General features: G+C 63.5%; 17 protein-coding genes. 8 read left to right on the forward strand and 9 right to left on the reverse strand.

Going from position 1 to position 17705, the window contains the following annotated elements:
• The first annotated feature begins 114 nt into the window (after nt 1-114).
• The 8 genes from ACYVL5_RS07670 to ACYVL5_RS07705 all read left to right on the forward strand — a co-directional run bounded on the left by ACYVL5_RS07670 (nt 115) and on the right by ACYVL5_RS07705 (nt 9576).
• Nucleotides 115-1527, forward strand: coding sequence for a sigma-54-dependent transcriptional regulator (locus tag ACYVL5_RS07670; RefSeq protein WP_460594969.1), 1413 nt, complete (start codon nt 115-117; stop codon nt 1525-1527).
• 249 nt (nt 1528-1776) lie between these two features.
• Entirely contained in the window at nt 1777-4128 is a 2352-nt protein-coding gene (locus ACYVL5_RS07675; RefSeq protein WP_460594970.1) for a hybrid sensor histidine kinase/response regulator, read from the forward strand.
• Nucleotides 4103-5509 carry a sigma-54-dependent transcriptional regulator gene (locus ACYVL5_RS07680; protein ID WP_460594971.1) on the forward strand — a complete coding sequence of 469 codons (1407 nt, stop codon included), beginning with the start codon at nt 4103-4105 and terminating at the stop codon, nt 5507-5509. The genes ACYVL5_RS07675 and ACYVL5_RS07680 overlap by 26 nt, the downstream gene beginning before the upstream one ends.
• A gap of 570 nt (nt 5510-6079) precedes the next feature.
• The gene (locus ACYVL5_RS07685; RefSeq protein ID WP_460594972.1) at nt 6080-6349 is read left to right on the forward strand and encodes a hypothetical protein; all 270 of its coding nucleotides are present in this window, start codon (nt 6080-6082) and stop codon (nt 6347-6349) included.
• A 34-nt stretch (nt 6350-6383) separates the two neighbouring features.
• Nucleotides 6384-7121, forward strand: a complete 738-nt coding sequence (locus tag ACYVL5_RS07690; protein ID WP_460594973.1) for a DNA-binding transcriptional response regulator — start codon at nt 6384-6386, stop codon at nt 7119-7121.
• Between the two features lie 32 nt (nt 7122-7153).
• Nucleotides 7154-8242, forward strand: a complete 1089-nt coding sequence (locus ACYVL5_RS07695; RefSeq protein WP_460594974.1) for a multiheme c-type cytochrome — start codon at nt 7154-7156, stop codon at nt 8240-8242.
• Nucleotides 8242-8997, forward strand: coding sequence for a cytochrome b/b6 domain-containing protein (locus ACYVL5_RS07700; RefSeq protein WP_460594975.1), 756 nt, complete (start codon nt 8242-8244; stop codon nt 8995-8997). The genes ACYVL5_RS07695 and ACYVL5_RS07700 overlap by 1 nt, the downstream gene beginning before the upstream one ends.
• A gap of 90 nt (nt 8998-9087) precedes the next feature.
• Nucleotides 9088-9576 carry a hypothetical protein gene (locus tag ACYVL5_RS07705; protein ID WP_460594976.1) on the forward strand — a complete coding sequence of 163 codons (489 nt, stop codon included), beginning with the start codon at nt 9088-9090 and terminating at the stop codon, nt 9574-9576.
• 106 nt (nt 9577-9682) lie between these two features.
• On the opposite strand, the gene ACYVL5_RS07710 is transcribed toward ACYVL5_RS07705, so the two are convergent.
• The 9 genes from ACYVL5_RS07710 to ACYVL5_RS07750 all read right to left on the reverse strand — a co-directional run bounded on the left by ACYVL5_RS07710 (nt 9683) and on the right by ACYVL5_RS07750 (nt 17684).
• The gene (locus ACYVL5_RS07710) at nt 9683-10711 is read right to left on the reverse strand and encodes a cytochrome c3 family protein (RefSeq protein ID WP_460594977.1); all 1029 of its coding nucleotides are present in this window, start codon (nt 10709-10711) and stop codon (nt 9683-9685) included.
• Between the two features lie 335 nt (nt 10712-11046).
• Nucleotides 11047-11997 carry a malate dehydrogenase gene (locus ACYVL5_RS07715; protein ID WP_460594978.1) on the reverse strand — a complete coding sequence of 317 codons (951 nt, stop codon included), beginning with the start codon at nt 11995-11997 and terminating at the stop codon, nt 11047-11049.
• A complete protein-coding gene (locus ACYVL5_RS07720; RefSeq protein ID WP_460594979.1) occupies nt 11994-12344 on the reverse strand; it encodes an STAS domain-containing protein in 351 nt (116 codons plus the stop codon). Before ACYVL5_RS07720 ends, ACYVL5_RS07715 begins: the two co-directional genes overlap by 4 nt.
• 18 nt (nt 12345-12362) lie before the next feature.
• Entirely contained in the window at nt 12363-13352 is a 990-nt protein-coding gene (locus tag ACYVL5_RS07725) for an AEC family transporter (protein ID WP_460594980.1), read from the reverse strand.
• A 59-nt stretch (nt 13353-13411) separates the two neighbouring features.
• The gene (locus tag ACYVL5_RS07730) at nt 13412-14416 is read right to left on the reverse strand and encodes an AEC family transporter (RefSeq protein WP_460594981.1); all 1005 of its coding nucleotides are present in this window, start codon (nt 14414-14416) and stop codon (nt 13412-13414) included.
• A gap of 82 nt (nt 14417-14498) precedes the next feature.
• Complete coding sequence (locus tag ACYVL5_RS07735; RefSeq protein ID WP_460594982.1) at nt 14499-15479, reverse strand: ABC transporter substrate-binding protein; 981 nt, start codon at nt 15477-15479, stop codon at nt 14499-14501.
• The gene (locus ACYVL5_RS07740) at nt 15469-16794 is read right to left on the reverse strand and encodes a PP2C family protein-serine/threonine phosphatase (RefSeq protein ID WP_460594983.1); all 1326 of its coding nucleotides are present in this window, start codon (nt 16792-16794) and stop codon (nt 15469-15471) included. Before ACYVL5_RS07740 ends, ACYVL5_RS07735 begins: the two co-directional genes overlap by 11 nt.
• A gap of 34 nt (nt 16795-16828) precedes the next feature.
• Nucleotides 16829-17263, reverse strand: a complete 435-nt coding sequence (locus tag ACYVL5_RS07745) for an ATP-binding protein (protein WP_460594984.1) — start codon at nt 17261-17263, stop codon at nt 16829-16831.
• A gap of 97 nt (nt 17264-17360) precedes the next feature.
• The gene (locus tag ACYVL5_RS07750; RefSeq protein ID WP_460594985.1) at nt 17361-17684 is read right to left on the reverse strand and encodes an STAS domain-containing protein; all 324 of its coding nucleotides are present in this window, start codon (nt 17682-17684) and stop codon (nt 17361-17363) included.
• Nucleotides 17685-17705 lie beyond the last annotated feature (21 nt).

A 17705-nucleotide genomic window follows, 5' to 3' on the forward strand; every position in this document is an offset into this window, starting at 1 on the left:
ATCATAATTGCGCCCTACGGCTGGCCCGCTGTCTCATCCCGGGAAGCATGAGACAAAAGGTCGCACTGCAATGGATCTCGCTGGCATCTTTCAATGCGCTAAGAGGGTCGGGCTATGAACATCCTTGTAGTCGATGATGAAGCTGTTATCAGGGAGGGACTCACACGCATCCTGGAAGGCGATGCCTTTGCCGTCGAAGTGGCCAAGAACGGGCACACGGCCATCGAGCTTTTGCAGCAAAGAGAGTTCGACCTCATCATCACTGACTTGAAGATGCCGGGAATGAGCGGATTCGAGGTGCTGAACGCGGTCAAGATCCTGCAGCCGGAAAAACCGGTCATCATGATCACCGGGTTCGCCACCGTGGAGACCGCGGTCGACGCCATGAAAAACGGCGCCGTCGACTACATCGTCAAACCGTTCGCCCCCGACCAGATCCTGGAGAAGGTGCACCGGGCCCTGGAACAGAAGAAGAATTCCCCCGACGACATCTACATACGCAAGGAGATCGACTGCCACCACGGCTTCGACCAGTTCGTGGGAGAGAGCCGCGAGATGCAGAAGGTCTACCACCGGATCATCCAGGTTGCCGCCACCGACAGCACCGTGTTGATCACCGGGGAGAGCGGGACCGGCAAGGAGCTCGCCGCCCGCGCCATCCACAAGAACAGCTCACGCCGCGACCAGCCCTTCGTCGCGGTGGACTGCACCGCCCTGGCCGAGAACCTCCTGGAGAGCGAGCTCTTCGGGCACGTCAAGGGCTCCTTCACCGGCGCCGTGCAGACCAAGATGGGGCTTCTCATGGTGGCAGACGGCGGCACCCTCTTCCTGGACGAGGTATCCAACATCAGTCTCTCCACCCAGGCGAAGCTCCTGCGGGTACTCCAGGAGCGCCAGGTCACCCCGATCGGCGGGACCCAGCCGGTGGCGTTCAACATCCGCCTGGTCGCCGCCACCAACAAGAACCTCAAACCGATGATCGCGGAAGGCAAGTTCCGCGAGGACCTCTACTTCCGCCTCAACATCATCCCCCTCGACCTCCCCCCCCTGCGCGAGCGCAAGGGTGATCTCCCGCTGCTCATCCGGCATTTCTTCAACAAGTTCGTCCAGGAGGTCGGCAAAGACCTCAAAGGGTTCGCCCCCGACGCCATGGAATTCCTCGAGAATTACGCCTACCCCGGTAACGTGCGGGAACTGGTCAACACCATCGAACGGGCCGTGGTGCTCGCCGAGGGGAGCGTGGTCCAGAAAGAGAACCTGGAGCTGGCCGAGGCGGCGGAGGGGGCCGGCGGTTTCGACGGCTATGTGCCCACCAACGCCGAGGACTTGAAGGAGATGAAGCGCCAGATACGCGACCGCTCGGTGGAAAGCGTGGAGAAGGCCTTCGTCATGAACGCGCTCAAACGAAGCAACTGGAACATCTCCCGGGCTGCCGAGGAGACCGGAATGCTCCGCCCCAATTTCCAGACCATGCTCAAACGGCTCGGGATCTCGGTGAAGGATTACTTCGAGAAAGGGGTCAACTGACCTTTTTCCCGGATCTCGATCTCGCCCCTGCCGAGTGTTCTTCTCCCCCCTTCTCTCCGGGAGGAAGTCACTCCGGAAGGGGGTCGGCCACCTTCTAACGAAGGAGCCTGACCCGTCTTAGAAGGTGCCTGGCCTCCCGGGATACCTTCCAAGGGTGCGGCTTGCGCGGTGCTCCCGTCACCGGCGGGGCGGGCTGGTTTTTCTCTTCGTTGTCAGTCGGTTGTGGTGCCGTGGCGAGAGGAGGGAATCATGAATGCCAGGCAGTTGAACAGAAGGCTCACCCCTCTCAACATCAGCATCATCTACGCGGTGATCGGGGTCGCCTGGGGCGGGGTCTTCTGCCTCTTCCCGGTCGCCATCGCCAATCCCGGCGACCTCGCCAAGGTCACCGCCGAGACGGCCAGCCATACCCTTTTCATCTTCGCCACCGCCGCTCTCCTCTTTTTCCTCATCCGGCGCTCCGAAAGCGAGACCTCCCGCGGCAGGGAGTCGCTCTCCCGGGTCAACCGCGCCCTGAAGACCTTCAGCGGCTGCAATCAGGCCATGGTGCGCGCCACCGACGAGCTGCAGCTTATGAAGGAGATCTGCCGCACCATCGTGGAGATCGGCGGCTACAAGGTGGCCTGGGTGGGGATGGCGGAGCACGACAGCTGGAAGAAGGTCCGGCCGGTGGCCCAGTGGGGGGACCAGGACGGCTACCTCACCAGCCTCGACATGAGCTGGGCGGATATCGACCGTGGCCGGGGGCCGACGGGGACCGCCATCCGGACCGGCACCACCCGCATCGTCCAGAACATCCTCTACGACCCTTCCTGGGCGCTGTGGCGCGAGGAGGGGCTCAAGCACGGCTTCGCCTCCTCGATCTCTCTCCCGCTGACGAGCGATGGCCACCCGCTGGGCGCCCTGGTGATCTTCGCCGCCGAGAAGCGCGCCTTCGGGAAAGAGGAGGTCAAGCTCCTGGAGGAACTGGCCCAGGATCTCTCCTACGGGATCTCCACCCTCAGGATGAACGCCGAGCGGCGCATCGTGGAGAAGGAGAGAAAGATGCTCGCCTCGGTGGTCGAGCAGTCGATGGAAGGTATCATCCTGCTCGACCCGGACGGCACCATCAAGTACGTGAATCCCGCCATCCGGAGCATCACCGGGCACGCCCCGGACGAGATGGTCGGAAGAAAGATCAACACCCTCGGGGAGGAGCGGCAGACGGGGGCCTTTTTCATCGCCATCTGGACCGCGCTCTGTAACGGCTACCAGCGGACCGGGAACTTCATCCAGAAGGGGGAAGGGGGGGACCTCTACGAGATCGACGCCCGGCTCTGGTCCATCCTGGACGCCACCGGCGCGGTGTCGAGCCATGCCGTGCTGATCCGCGACGTCACCCACGAGGTGCACCTGGAGCGGCAGCTCCGGCAGGCCCAGCGGATGGAAGCCATCGCCACCCTGGCCGGCGGGATCGCCCACGACTTCAACAACCACCTGGCCTCCATCATCACCTGCACCGAGCTCGCCCTGGACGATCTCCCGCAGGAGAGCCCGCTTCGGGAACTCATGGAGGTGGTGCTGAAGTCGAGCCACCGGGGGAGAAAGCTGGTCCGGCAGATCCTGACCTTCTGCTGCCAAGGGGAGCAGGAGCGCCAGCCGGTGGAGATCGCCCCCATCCTCAACGAGTGCCTGAACCTCCTGAGGGGATCCTTTTCCAGCTCCATATCGGTCCGCACCAAGGTCGCCGAGCACCCGGGGCTCATCATGGGGGACCCGACCCAGATCCACCAGATCATCATGAACCTGGCCACCAACGCCATCCACGCCATGGGGCAGAAGGGGGGGACGCTTGATATCGCTCTCGAGAACGTCGGCCTCGATACCGCCGCCGCTACCGGCGGGCCCGACCTCCCGTCGGGCTGTTATCTCAAACTGACCATCAAGGATACCGGGCACGGCATGGCCCCGGCGGTCATGGAGCGGATCTTCGACCCCTTCTTCACCACCAAGGGGAAGGCGGAGGGGACCGGTTTGGGGCTGTCGGTGGTCCATGGGATCGTGAGAAACCACGGCGGGGCCATTACCGTCAGTAGCCGCCCCGGCGAAGGATCGACCTTCGAGGTCTACCTGCCCCGCATCGGCGAGCCGGGGGTGGCGGAGCCGGCGGTGGTGGCGCCCGCTCCGGCCCTTTCCGGCGGGGAACGGATCCTCTTCGTCGATGACGAGGAGGAGGTGGCCTTCTCGGGGAAAAAGATGCTCGAGAGGATGGGGTACCGGGTAACCGTCGGACGGGACGGTCTGGAAGGGCTCAAGCTCTTCAAGGCGCGGGCGGACGAGTTCGACCTGGTGATCACGGACCAGACCATGCCGGGGATGACCGGCACCGAGTTGACCCGGGAATTGATCTCCATCCGGCCCGATATCCCCGTCATCCTCTGCACGGGGCTGGGCCCCGCCGCCGAGAAGGCGCTGCAGCGGGCCGGCGAGGAGCTGGAAGGTATCCGGGAGGTGGCCCACAAGCCGCTGGACCGGGAGGAAATGGCGGCCGCTATCCGCCGGGCCCTCACGCGGCCACCGGAAGGACAGGGAGAACATGGCGCGCATTCTGATCATCGATGACGAGGAGTCGATCTGCCAGTCGATGTCCCTGGTCGGGAAGCGGGCGGGACACGAGGCGGTCTGCGAGCGGACCCTGAAGGAGGGGTTGGCGCGTGTGGCGGAGGAATTCGACCTGGTCCTGCTCGACGTCCGGTTGCCGGACGGCAACGGCCTCGACGTACTTCCCCGCATCGCGCAGGCCCCCTCGCGCCCCGAAGTCATCATCATGACCGGTTTCGGCGACCCGCGGGGAGCGGAGCTCGCCATCGGGCACGGGGCCTGGGATTACATCGAGAAGGGGGCTTCGGTCAAGGACATCACCCTGGCCCTCACCCGCGCCCTGGAGTACCGCAAGCAGAAGAAGCAGGCGGCCGGCGCGGGGGTGGTGGCCCTCAAGCGGGAGAACATCATCGGCAACAGCGCCCGCCTCAACAGCTGCCTCGACCTGGTGGCCAAGGCGGCGGGAAGCGACGCCGGCGTGCTGATCCTGGGAGAAACCGGCACCGGCAAAGAGCTCTTCGCGCGCGCGGTGCACCTCAACAGCAAGAGGGCCGGCCGCCAGTTCGTGGTGGCTGACTGTGCGAGCCTCCCCGAGACCCTGGTGGAGAGCACCCTCTTCGGTCACGAGAAGGGGGCCTTCACGGGAGCCGAGCGGGCCCGGGAGGGGCTGGTAGGGGAGGCCAACGGGGGGACCCTTTTCCTCGACGAGATCGGGGAACTTCCCCATGCCGCCCAGAAAGCATTTCTGCGGGTGCTGCAGGAGCGGCGCTTCCGCCCGGTGGGAAGCAATCGCGAGGTGGAGAGCGACTTCCGGCTGGTGGCGGCCACCAACCGGAACCTGGAAGAGATGGTGGAATCCGGAACCTTCCGCGGCGATCTCCTGTTCAGGCTCAGCACCTTCGTCATCGAGCTCCCCCCCTTGAGGGAGAGGCTGGACGACATCAAGGACCTGGCCCGCTTCTACATGGACCGCTTCTGCGAACGGTACGGCCTTTCCCCCAAGGGGAGCTGCCCGGAATTCGTGGAAACCCTCCTCACCTACCCCTGGCCGGGAAACGTCCGGGAATTCATCAATACCATCGAGAGAAGCGTGCTGGCGGCCCGCGACGAGCCGATGCTCTTCGCCCAGCACCTGCCGACTCACATCCGGGTCCAGGTCGCCCAGGAGGAGGTGCGCCGTCACCATGACCGGCAGCCCTCCTTGTCGCCCCCGCCGCTTCCCCCCACGGAGCTCCCCAAGCTCAACGAATTCCGCGAGAACATCTACGCGGACGCGGAGAAACGCTACCTGAGTGAGCTCATGTCCCTGACCGATCACGACATCGCCGAAGCGTGCCGCCTCTCGGGGCTGTCTCAGTCACGCCTCTACGCCCTCCTCAAGTCCCACCAGCTTACCCGCTAGCAGCTTTCCCGGGAGCACCATTAATGCCCCCGCCATCCCTCGCAGCTCCACAATTCCACCCTGCCGCTACCCCTGTCCTTGACTGCTGGACTCCCGACTCCCCGACTCCCGACCTCCTCGACCTCCTCGACCTCCCCGTCCCCACCTCGTTCCCCTCGTTCCCCTCGTTCCCCTCGTTCCCCTCGTTCCCCTCGTTCCCCTCGTTCCCCTCGTTCCCCTCGTTCCCCTCGTTCCCCTCGTTCCCCTCGTTCCCGCGAGCCAAGATGCACCCCATTTCACCTTCCTTCCTCTTTCCTGCGCGGCAGGAATCGTTCTTGTGCGACAGGAAGGAAGGATTCATCGCATTGAAGGGGTTGTTTCAGCTCTAACTTACTGAAAATACGCCGGTGGAGCTGCTGGCGGACTCTGCGGGCGCTCCTCTTTCGCGAGAAAAGGGGGCTTTCTCTTCTGGTGCCGGTTTAGGTGTAAGTGGCTTATATCGCAAGTATTCACCTCTCGAAGACGAGTTGGCATCGTGATTGCTCTTTAATGGTTGACCCACCGGAAAAATTCAATCGAAAGGAGAGCGTCATGAAAACCAAAAGCGAAAACACCCTGGCATCGCGTGTCTCGAGTTGGTCCATCATCAGTCTGGTCGTCGCCGGTACCTTGCTCATCGCCGGAGTAGCCGACCTCTCCACGGCGAGCGGCGTTATGGCCAAACTCTTCCTGTTCTTCCTGGCTGCCGTCATCGTGGTCCAGGTCATCCCGGGCATCATGCTTCTCGGCGCCATGTTGAAAGGGATCTACGGCATGGTCGGCAAAAAGGCTAAGGTGGCTGTCGGCGAGGAGAAGAAGTAGCCTCAAAGTCTGCCGCAACGGTGCGAGGTGAGGTATGGACGAGCGAGGAATCCTGATAGCGGACAAAGATGGCAAGTACCGCCGGCAACTCGCGGACTTCTTCCAGAAGGCGGGCTATGCAGTAGAAACCACCGATTCGACCGTCCACGTCCTGTGCAACATCCTGGAGAAGCAGACCCCCGTCCTGCTGCTCGGTAGCGACTTTGACAAGAAGGTCTCCTCTCGGGACCTGATTCATCTGCTCAAGAAATGCAACCGCCACCTGAACGTCATCATGGTCTCCGACGAGATGCCCCTGGCCGAAGCCCGCCAGGTACGCGACGAGGGTATCTTCTACCACGCCCTGAGACCCTCCTCGCCGGACGACACCGCCGAACTGAGCCAGGCCGTTGAGTGTGCCTTCGAGAAGAAGCAGCGCGACGCGGGGGCGCTCCCCGAGGCTCGCCACAGCAGCCAGGGTGCTCCCGAACCGGGGCTAGACGCGGGGCTGGAAGAGGGAATAAGCCGCGAGGAGGGGAGGCATTCGGTTACCAGCGCGTGGTGGCTCGCAGCTTTGGCCGCCCTCGTGGTGGCAACCAGCTTTCTCTCGCTGACCGCCGCCCAGAAGGCCTCCGAGGAAGGGAGCAGCACCGCCATCTGGCTTTTCCTCGGCTTCTGCGGTTTGATCATCGTGACCCAGGTACTGCCCATCTTCGGAATCAAGCTCCCCTCCCGCTTCAGGAAAGGGGCGCCTACGGAAAGAGACGACACCAACGAAGAGCAATCCCGCTAGCCGGGGGAACTCGGAAGCAAAGGAGGGTCCACGTGAAAAAAGAGCGCGTAAACTTCATCACCCTGCCCATCGTAATCGCGGCGCTCGCGGCCTTCGCGGGGCTGTGCGCGGCGGGAGAGAACGCATCCGGCTATTCCTACGGTGATTCGGCCGCCAGGAACGAGGCCTGCCTTGTCTGCCATGCCGACGCCGCCAAGGTCAAGCCCGCCTTCTTCGTGGACAGGGCCAGGTACGCTCACACCACCCACGCCAACATCAGCTGCCCCACGTGCCATGGGGGCTCCGCCGTGACCCATCCGGCGGCCGGTAGCGCAAAGGCCGACTGCCGGGCATGCCACCAGGCGGAAAGCGAGGAGTATGCCTCCGGGATCCATGCCGGCAAGACCGGTTGCGCCGGGTGTCATGATCCCCACAAGGTCAAGACGCCGGTCGAGATATCCGGGGAGGAGATCAACAAGATCTGCTCGGGATGTCACAACGGCTTCGAGATGACCGCCAAGCACAGCGAATGGCTCCCCCAGGCGGATCTCCACCTGAGGATGCTTCCCTGCATCACCTGCCACACGGCGTCACCCGACTACTACCTAAGCCTCTACGTCGTGAAAGGAAAAGATGGCTCCCGTTTCGGGCGGCCGGAATTGGCGAGCTATGACGACCTCAAGAGACTCGCCGGGGGCAAAGAGGTCGTTTCCCTCATCGACACCAACGGGGACCGCACCGTCTCCATCGACGAGTTGCGCGCCTTCAACAAGGATCCCTCCCATCGGTTCCTGAGGTTGCAGGGGATGATGACGCCGGAGGTCGCCAGCCACAAGTTCGAGATCCTGGACGACCGCCGCAACTGCACCTTCTGCCACGCCTCCGGTACGCCCCACATGCAGAAGAGCTATCTTTCGCTCCCCCAGGCGGGCGGCACCTTCCAGCGGATCGCCGTCCAGAGGGGTCCCGTGCTGGACGTCGTGTACAGCACCCCCGATTTCTACCTGATGGGATCGACCAAGAGCTCCCGGATGAACATCGTCGGGCTGGCCATCATCTGCGGTGGATTGATCATGCCGGTCGGGCACGGTACGCTGCGCTTTTTGACCCGCAAGAATAGAAAAGAAGAGGAGGAACCGTGATGAGAGAGAAGATAAGGATATACCTGCAGCCGATACCGGTGAGGATCTGGCACTGGGTTAACGCCTTCGGCATCATCACGCTGATCGTCAGCGGAGCCCAGATCCGTTTTCCCGAGACTGTCCAGGCCCTGGGGAGCTATCGCAACGCCATCCACGTCCACAACGTCGCCGGCGTGATCGTCTCCGTCTCGTTCTCGTTCTGGTTCTTCTACTACAAGATGGTCAAGCACACCCTGGACCGGCTCTACATCCCGAACGAGGAGGACCTGAAACACGGCATCGTTCGCCAGCTCATGTTCTACTGCTTCTGGTACTTCCTGGGGAGGCCGAGCCCCTTCCACGCCACGCCCGAGGAGAAGTTCAACCCCATGCAGAAATCTGCCTACCTGGCGGTGATGTTCGTCCTCATGCCGCTGGTCGGGCTGACCGGGATACTGCTCATGAACGTCACCCCGTTGCGGGTGCTGATCCTCGCCTGGGGAGGACTGAAGGTGATCGACGGGCTCCACTTCCTGCTGGCCTGCTCGCTCTGTGCCTTCCTCTTCACCCACGTCTACCTGGCGACCTTGGGCGCCACTCCGATGGCTTACATCAAGCCGATGCTGACCGGCTGGGAGGAGCTCCCCAAGCATGACGACCATCACCGCCCGAGCGAGGACGATGCACTGGTTCCCCCCGGCTACCGCCCGGTCCGCCACTACCCGGAATACTGCGGCGGACCACCCCACGGGGGAGGGGGACATCAGCCAGGGTAGCAGCCACTGATGCGGTAAAGGAGGCACGCCATGTTAGGACACCTGATAGAGCAGCTAAGACCTAAGAGTGCCGTTCACCATGAGCGTTCGATGTATCAGCCGGTCCACGAGACCAACTGCGAGCGGATGGAGGAGCAACTGGCCGCCCTCCATGCCCTTTCCCGCCGTGGACTGTGGGGGCTCGTCCTCTTCATGGCGGCAAGCGCGGCCGCCCTTTACGGCAGTTCTTCGGGGCTCTTCAGCCTGATCCCGACGGAGATCAGGGAGATGGTGGGTGACGGGCCGCCACCGGTCGCCCTTCACCTGGTGCTGGCGGTGTCATGGCTCTCCTCCTTCGTGCTGATCATCGGGCGCCGGGGAGGGGACGGCCAACCGGGGTACAGCTGGTACAACGTCGGTCTTCCGACCGTCTTCTATCCCCTCTGCATCTTCACCGAGCACGCGGATACCTTCTTCCCGGTGGTTTTCGTGGCCGGCCTTGTACTGTTACTTTTGGAACACTTCACGGTGACGAGCTACGCCTTCCGGGCCATCCGCGATACGGCCGCCAGGCTCGAGCGGATCCGCAGGTTCGAATGACCCTCATCCCTTCTTGCACGACGCCCCCTCCCGAATCGGGAGGGGGCGTTTTTCCTGGAGCCGGCTTCCAATGGCTACTCCTCGATCCCCTCGCTAATTCCCCCGTCTACCCTTTCTCATCCCCCGGAGTCGATGCCGCCCGGCTGTCCTTGATGTGGCAGGAGTCGCAGTTACCCGAGACCGAGAAGGCTTTCTGGCCGTCGTGGCACAGGCCACAGGACTTGGCGCGGTGCATCTCCGACATGGTCACCGGCCTCGCCTTGGTAGAAAGCGGGAAGGTGCCGGTGTGGCAGGCGCTGCACTTGTACTTGGCCAGGTGCTTGTCGTGATCGAACTTGGCGTTGGAGATGGCGGCCAGCTTGAAGGTGATCTCCTTGGTGGGGTGGCACCTGCTGCACTGGGCCACCGCGAAGGCGTCCCGCGAGTTGTGGCAGGCGCCGCACGACTTGCCCTTCTCCATGGCGGCCATGGTCACGTGCCTGCTCGACCCCAGGGCGTAGATCTTGGTGTGGCAGGCGCTGCAGCTGTACTTCTCGACGTGCCGGGCATGGCTGAAGATGGTCGGGCCGGTCTCCTTGACCTTGAAGACCACCTGCCTGGGCGAGGGATGGCAGCTTCCGCACTTCTCGATGCTGAAGGCCTTGGTCCCGTTGTGGCAGGCGCCGCACGACTTGCCGTGTTCCATCTCCGCCATGGTGACCGATTTGTTGGAGCCGGTATTGAAGAGCTTGTTGTGGCAGGAACTGCACTGCATGCTCTTTAAATGGCTGTTGTGGCTGAAGCGGACCGGGCCGGTTTCCTTGACCTGGAAGGTGACCTCCTTGACCTTGTGGCAGCCGGTGCACTTGGCCAGGGCGAAGGCCTTCTGGCCGGTGTGGCACTTGCCGCACGACTTTCCCTTTTCCATGTCGGCCATGGTGAAGTGGACACCCGGCTTGGCGGCGATGTCATGGCAGGATTTGCAGCTGACGTTGCGGCTCTTCAGCTCCTTTTTCTTCAGGTGCTTCTCGTGGCTGAAGACCACCTTTCCGCCGCCGTTGGTGTTGAAGGTGACATCCTTCAGTTCCAGGGCGTGGGCCCCGGAAATCCCGCAGGTAAGCACAGCCAGGATCACGATGCTCGATGGCAGTCTCATGGTTTCTCCTCCCGATCGGTTTTTACTCCGGAAAATAAATGAATGGTCGTGCCCCTCTCCCCGGTGGGAAGCGGGACACCGGCCTCGATATGGTCCCCTTTCCCTCGGTTAGCATTTGCCGTGCCTTAAATTGTAAAAAATTTACTTTTTACTAACAGGTTGATTTATCGGGGGTTATTGTCGGTCGCCCGGTGTGCTCGGTGCTCCCGATGACCGGCTGGTGTATAGGCTAGGTATACAGAGGAAGGGGAGGGGGGAGGGGTGGGGGGTGGCCGAGAGCCGCATCTGCCGCAGATTCGGCAGGTTCGGCCACCCCGGGGGGCTGTATAGAAAAGTTATACGCCGGATGCACCGCCAGTCGGCCTATCTTCATCGACCGAGGCGAGCACCCCTTTGAGGATGGCGGCGGAGCGGAGGAGTTTTTCCCGTTCGTCATCGGCGAGCCGAGGTTTCAGTACCCGCTCGATCCCCCGTTTCCCCACGATGGCCGGCATGCTGAGGCAGACGTCGCCGATGCCGTAGAAATCGCTGACCAGCGTGGAGACGGTGAGGACCTCCTTCTTGTCGAGCAGGATCGCCTCCACCGCCCGGGCTACCGACATGGCGGTTGCGTACTGGGTGCTGTCCTTGGTGACCCGGACCATGGCCGCGCCGCGCCTGGTGATGTCGAAGATGTCCTCCATCTCCTGCTGGTCGTATCCGGGGAACTCGGAAAGCGGAATCCCGCAGATCGAGGCCCGCGACCACAACGGGATCATCGAGTCGCCATGCTCGCCGATGATGAGCCCCTGGACGTTGGCCGGGTGGACGTTGAAATGCCGGCTCAGAAAGGACTGGAAACGCTGGCAGTCGAGCACCGTCCCCGAGCCGATGATCCGCTGCCAGGGGAGCCCCGAGTAACGTAGCGCCAGCCAGGTGTTCACGTCGACCGGATTGGTGACCACCAGGAAGATGGCGTCCCGGTTGTGTTCCAGGATACTCGGGATGAGCTCCCTGAAGATGGCCGCATTGGCGGCGACGATCTCCAGGCGCGACTGCCCCTTGACGGTGGCCGCGCCCGCCGTCACCACCACGACCTCGGCCCCCTCGCAGGCGCGGTAGTCGCCGGAATAGATCTTCACCGAATGCGAGGCGGAGGCGAGGGCGTGGGTCATGTCCAGCGCCTCGCCGAAGGCCTTCTCCCGGGTCCTGTTGACGATGGCGATCTCCGAGACGAACCCCTTGATGAGGAGCGTGTAGGCGAGGGTGGTCCCGATGTGCCCCGCGCCGATGATGGCGACCTTCATGGCATACCTCCCGCGGCGAGAAGCTTCTGCGCCTCCTCCTTGGTGGCGGTCGCGGGGATCATGGTATGGAACCCGGACATGGTCATCAGGTCCTCCACGAAGGGGTGCAGTTGCGCCAGCACGATTCCCCCCCCGAGCGCCCTGACCATCTTGGTCATCACCAGCAGCACCCGTAAGCCGCCGCTCGAGACGTAGTCCACCTCGCTCATCTCCACGATGAAGCGGCAGCTTTCGGGAGTGAGGGCCTCCTGAAAACGATCCTGGAGAAGGGGGGCCGTGCTCGCGTCGAGCCTGCCGGAAAGTGAGATGACCTGGTGGTCCTGCTGCTGCTGCAAGGATATCTGCATTTTCCCACCTCCTGGCCGTTATACGGCGATGAACCGGTTGATGAGATGAAGCGTCAGGGGGATGGTAATCAGCCCCGCGAGCGTCCCCAGCGCCACCATGGAGGCCGCCTTCTGGGGACAGTTGTTGAACTTCACGTTGAGCAGGTAGGCCATGACCGGTCCGGGCATGGCGGCGTTGAGGATGATGATCGCCTCGGTGGTGCGGTATCCCATGGTGACGAGCGGGTCGGGGCCGGCGCCGGTCGGGAGCCAGCCGAGCTTTCGGTAGCAGATCACCACCCCAAAGGCCAGAAGAGGCCCGAGCACGACCCGCAGGAAGGCTCCGGTGGCGTCGTCCTTCAGGGTGGTCAGCTTGGTGGTGACGCTCATCGAGTAGCCGAGATTGACGATCAATAGCGGGATCGCGGCGTAGGCGAGGAGATCGCTCACCTTGCAGACGATGGCATACCCCTGCAGGACCGCTTCGGGCACCGGGAGGGTCGTGGTGGCCGCGAGCACGCCGAGGAGGGTCGCGTAAAGGGCGGGTATCTTGAGGAACTGGCGGAGGTCGGTCTGTCCGCTCACCAGGTAGACGCCGTAGGAATAGAGGACGAGGATGTTCATCATGTGGAAGAGGATGGCCTTGGCGAGGCCGTCGTTGCCGAAGAGGAGCAGCGCGATCGGCAGCGAGATGTTTCCGGTGTTCATGAAGATGATGGGGAGGCAGTAGCCGTTTTCCCTGACCCCGGCCCGGCGCTTGAAGAAGAAGGCGATGGGGGTCATGACCGCGATGAGGAGAAAGGCCGCCCCGCCGATCAGGGCGAACTCCACGCAGTCGAAGGACCTTTTGTGAAGCGACGAGAAGACCAGGCAGGGGGTGAAGAAACAGTAGACCATGTTGGAGATGGTCTTCTGGTTCAGCTCCCGCCTGCGGTCCATCTTCCCCAGCAGCACGCCGAGCAGGGCGATGGTGAAGGAGGGGAGCACGGCGCGTATGACCATCAGCGTTTCAGGCGAGATAAGGCGCATGATTGTTCTCGATCGCTCCGGGCCAGGCCAATTGCTGGCTTCAATGGTCGATGCCTTCCCTAGTGCGGGAAGATGTAGATGTCCACGACGAATACCACCGTGATGACGGTGACGACGCTCCCCAGCACGCTCACGAGGAACGTGCCCGTTTCCGCCTCGGAAGCGATGAGCCCTTCGCCGGCCTCCATCCGGAGCGCGTGATGGGACGACGGCATGGAGGCCCCCAGCATCAGGAGCGCCTCGGTGGTGCGCCGGTCGATGAAGGTGAGGATGTCGTACCCCCTCTCCATGCTGAGCCACCCACCCTGGCGGTAGAGGTAGATGACGGCCAGCCCCAGCAGCGGCCCGCCGACGATCCGCAGGAGTCCGCCGGCGGCCCCCTTGCGCAGAGCCGATAGCTTGATGAGACCCAGCGGGTAGCCGAAATTGATGAGCAGCAGCGGCAAGGCACCCAGCCCGGCGATCTGTATCCCCTTTTCCATCAGCCAGCCGAGTTCCAGCACGTTTTCGGAGGCCGGCACCGGTAACGAGGCGGTCGCGAGCGCCAGCGCCACGGCGTAGGGGAACGGGAGCCTGAAAAAGGATTGCAGGTTGCTTGTCCCCTTCACGAGGTGAGCTCCCAAGGTGTGGAGCAGCAGGAGGACGAACAGGTGGAAATAGATCGCCTTCACGAGCCCCTCGTTGCCGAAGAGGACGTAGGCCAGGGGGAGGAGGATGGTGCCGCTGCTCATGAAAATGGTGGCCAGATGGTTCCAGCCGGCTCCGCCCCTCCCGTCTCCCACGAGGTAGATGGCGGCCACGGTCGACAGGGAGACCATCACGGCGACCGCCACTCCGATCTGCAGCAGTTCGTCCAGGTCGAAGGGGTGCCGGTGCAGGGCGGAAAATACCAGGCAGGGGAGAAAGACGTAGTCGATCAGTTTGATCAGGGTGGCCTGGTGCCTGAACTCATCCAGCTTGCCGACCAGGACCCCGATGACGACCACCAGAACCGTCGGGATGTACCCGCGCAGTATCATGAGCGCCTCGGTCGCGTCGATGGAGATGAGTCCTGCGTGGCTCACCATGGCCCCCTTGCGGCGAAGTGGTCCCTCGAGAGAGGGCGCGACGGGTGCGGGCCCGTGTGCTCCCGGGGCGGCGAATTCCCTAGCGGACCACCGCCGCCATCGACAGTAGCTGCAACGGGAATATGATCCCCAGCCGGTCCGCGGTCTTCAGGTTGATGCAGAGATGGAGCGTCCTCACGGTCTGTGACGGAACCTCGGTCGGCCGCTTCCCCCCCAGGACTTCCAGGGCGTTGCGGGCCGCCAGCTCCCCCAGTTCGTAATAATCGGGACCCAGGGAGATCAGGGCGCCGTTTTCGGTCACCATCTCGGGGATCATGGCGATGGTCGGGATCCGGTGTTCGTTGAGCACCGACACGATGGTCCCCGCGTTGGCCTTCACGAAGGAGTCGGCGGGGAGCAGGACCGCATCGACCTTGGCGCTGACCCCGAGCCCGATGGCCCCGGGAATCGATTCCCGGTCCCGCACCGGCATGTCGAAGATCCGGAAGCCGTACTTTTGCTGGATCTTCTCGACCTCGTTCCTCTGGATCCTGGAGGCGGGGTCCTGGTCGCTGTAGATGAACCCGAGCTTGCGGATGCCCATCACCATGGTGAGAGCCCTGAAGGCGCTTTCCGTGGCGACGATGTTGGAGGCGCCGGTCACGTTGTTCCCCGAGCTTTTCCAACTCGTGATGATCCCCGCCTCGATGGGGCGCTGGACGACGTTGTAGACGATCGGCACCTCCTTGATCCTCTCCATGGCGGATTGGGTGGCCATGGTGCCGAAGGTATAGATGAGGTCGTATTGGGACGGGTCCAGGGTCGCCATGATCTCCTGCAGCCGCTCCTGGCTCTGGCCGGCGTTGAAGGTCCGGCAGCGCACCACGAAATCGCGCGAGGCGTGGATGGTGTCCCGGAACCCCTGCTCCGAGCGGGTCTCCCCCCTAGAGAGGATCATCGCCACCCTGCGCACCTTCCGGTCGGCTCCCGGGGCGCGGGCGGCGGTCAGGGCGAAGGCCACGGCCAGCACGAGCATGATGGCGAGCCTCCCCCTGCCGGGGCCGAAGAAGCTAACTCTCACGGGACACCCCCCTGAACCTGAGGGCCAGCATGGTGACGTCGTCGGATTGGGGAGCGCCGTCGGCATGCTCGTCCACGCGGGTACGTATCGCCTGTACCATGGTCGTCAGGTCGCCGACCTCTCCCCCTTTCAGCGCCTCCAGCAGACGTTTTTCTCCGTACAGCTCGCCCGCGGGGTTCTTCGCCTCGGTGATGCCGTCGGTGTAGAGGAAGAGGAGGTCGTTGGCCCCAAGCGTCACCGTCTCCAAGGAGTAGGTGGTGTCCGGCATGGGGCCGAGCACGAACCCCGCCCGGATCTTCAGAAACTCGAACCCGCGCCCCGTTCGGTAGAGAAGGGGGGGATTGTGGCCGGCGTTGGAGAAACGGACCGCGCCGCTGGCGGTGTCGAGCAGGGCGCAGAAGACGGTGACGAACATGCAGCTGTCGTTGTCGGCCAGGAGGTTGTTGACCCTGAACAGGATCTCGTCCGGCCCGAGGCCGCGGAGCGCCTCGGTCTTGAGAAGGGTCTTCGCCACCATCATGTACAGGGCGGCCGGCACCCCCTTGTCGGAGACGTCGGCGATCAGAAAGCAGAGGGTCTTGTCGTCGACGAAGAAGAAGTCGTAGAAATCCCCTCCCACCTCCTTGGCCGGGTCCATGTGGGCGAAGATGTCGAACTCCTTGCGGGCCGGGAACGGTGGGAACAGTCTCGGCAGCAGGCTCGCCTGGATGTCGGTCGCCACCTTGAGCTCCCCCTGGATCCGTTCCTTGGCGGCGGTGGTCTCGGTCAGGTTCCGGACATACTCCCGGAGGCTGCCGGTCATCTTGTTGAAGGTCTCGGCCAGAGCCTCGATTTCGTCCCCGGTATGCACCTCTATCCGGTGATCGAGGTTGCCGTCCCCGATCACCTTGGCCCCGGCGTCGAGGACGAGGATCGGGTCGGTGATGACGCGCGCGAGCTCCCGGGCGACCAGGTAGACCGCGGTGATGGCGGCAAAGAAGAGCAGGATCAGGACCACCATCAGCCTCCTCATGCCGAGGGCGAGCTGGGAGATGACGGTGACGAAGGCGGTTTCGGTGGGGACGGCCGGTGCCTCGGCCCCTTCGGCGGGCGCGCTGCAGGCGTGGACGGCAAACTCCTCGATCTGGCTGATGCCGTGCAGCGATATCACCGTGAAACAGAGCAGCGACAAAACGGAGACTCCGAGGAGAGCTCGCAGGATGCGCCCCCTGATGTTTCCCTGCGGAATGACGACCGGGAGCAGGGCCGGTAGAGCGTGCAGGGCCCGCAGGATCACCCTCCCGATGCTTGGTGCGCCGAACGGCTTGGTCAGCATGGCTTGTCTCCGGTTCGAACCCCGCTTCTTCGCCTCAGGCTGCCCCGTTCGGGGTGCGGTTCATGACGAAGATGTTGCGGTTGACGTCACGGGTCCGCTCGTAGCGGAAGGCATCGACGCTCTTGAGAACGAGGAAGATGCCGAGGCCGCCTATGGCACGCTCCTCCAGGGGGAGGTTCAGGTCATCTTCGGCGGGAAGGCGGTGGCTTAACGGGTCGAAGGGAAGGCCGCCGTCTTCGAGCACGACGGTCAGGGAATCGTCGGTCAGGGCCACGCTCACGGTCACCTCCCCGCTTATTCCCGCTTCCTCGTGGCCGTGGGTGACGATGTTGGTGGCGATCTCGTCCACCGCCAGGCGCAGACCGTAGGCTGCCTTGGCGGCGAGCTTCGCCTCCGTGGTTGCCCGGACGACGTAGCTCCCGAGTTTTTCGAGCGAATCCAGTTTTGCGGGGAGGCTTAACGGCTCCATCTGATACCCCTGCTGAAGGCGCCCCTGGTCGCCGGCGGCGACGGCAGGGCGCTTGGGCGGCGGAAAACAACGGTGGAAAGGACGGTGGCGCGGCTGGTCATGCGTCGGCGAAGGTGTCCTGGATATGGACCCCGTGGCGGAATCCGGTCATCTCCAGGGTGCCCAGCACGGGGCCCTGGCTCCCGACCACGTAGATATCGACCTCGGCCCCCATCTTCCGGCGGGCGAAGATCAGCACCTGCAGGCCGGCACTGGCCAGGAACTCCAGCTTCTCCATGAAAAGGACCAGCTTACCGGCCTCCTGGGCCGCGGCCTGCTCGATGACCTCCCGGAAGCGGGGGGCCGAGGCGGCGTCCAGCGAGCCGGCCAGGGTGATTCTCGCCACCCCCTGCGCCATCTGCAATTGGGCCTCGAATGCCATGGGGTTCTCCCTTTTTGAGCC

This window comes from Geomonas sp. Red276, from assembly GCF_054784495.1.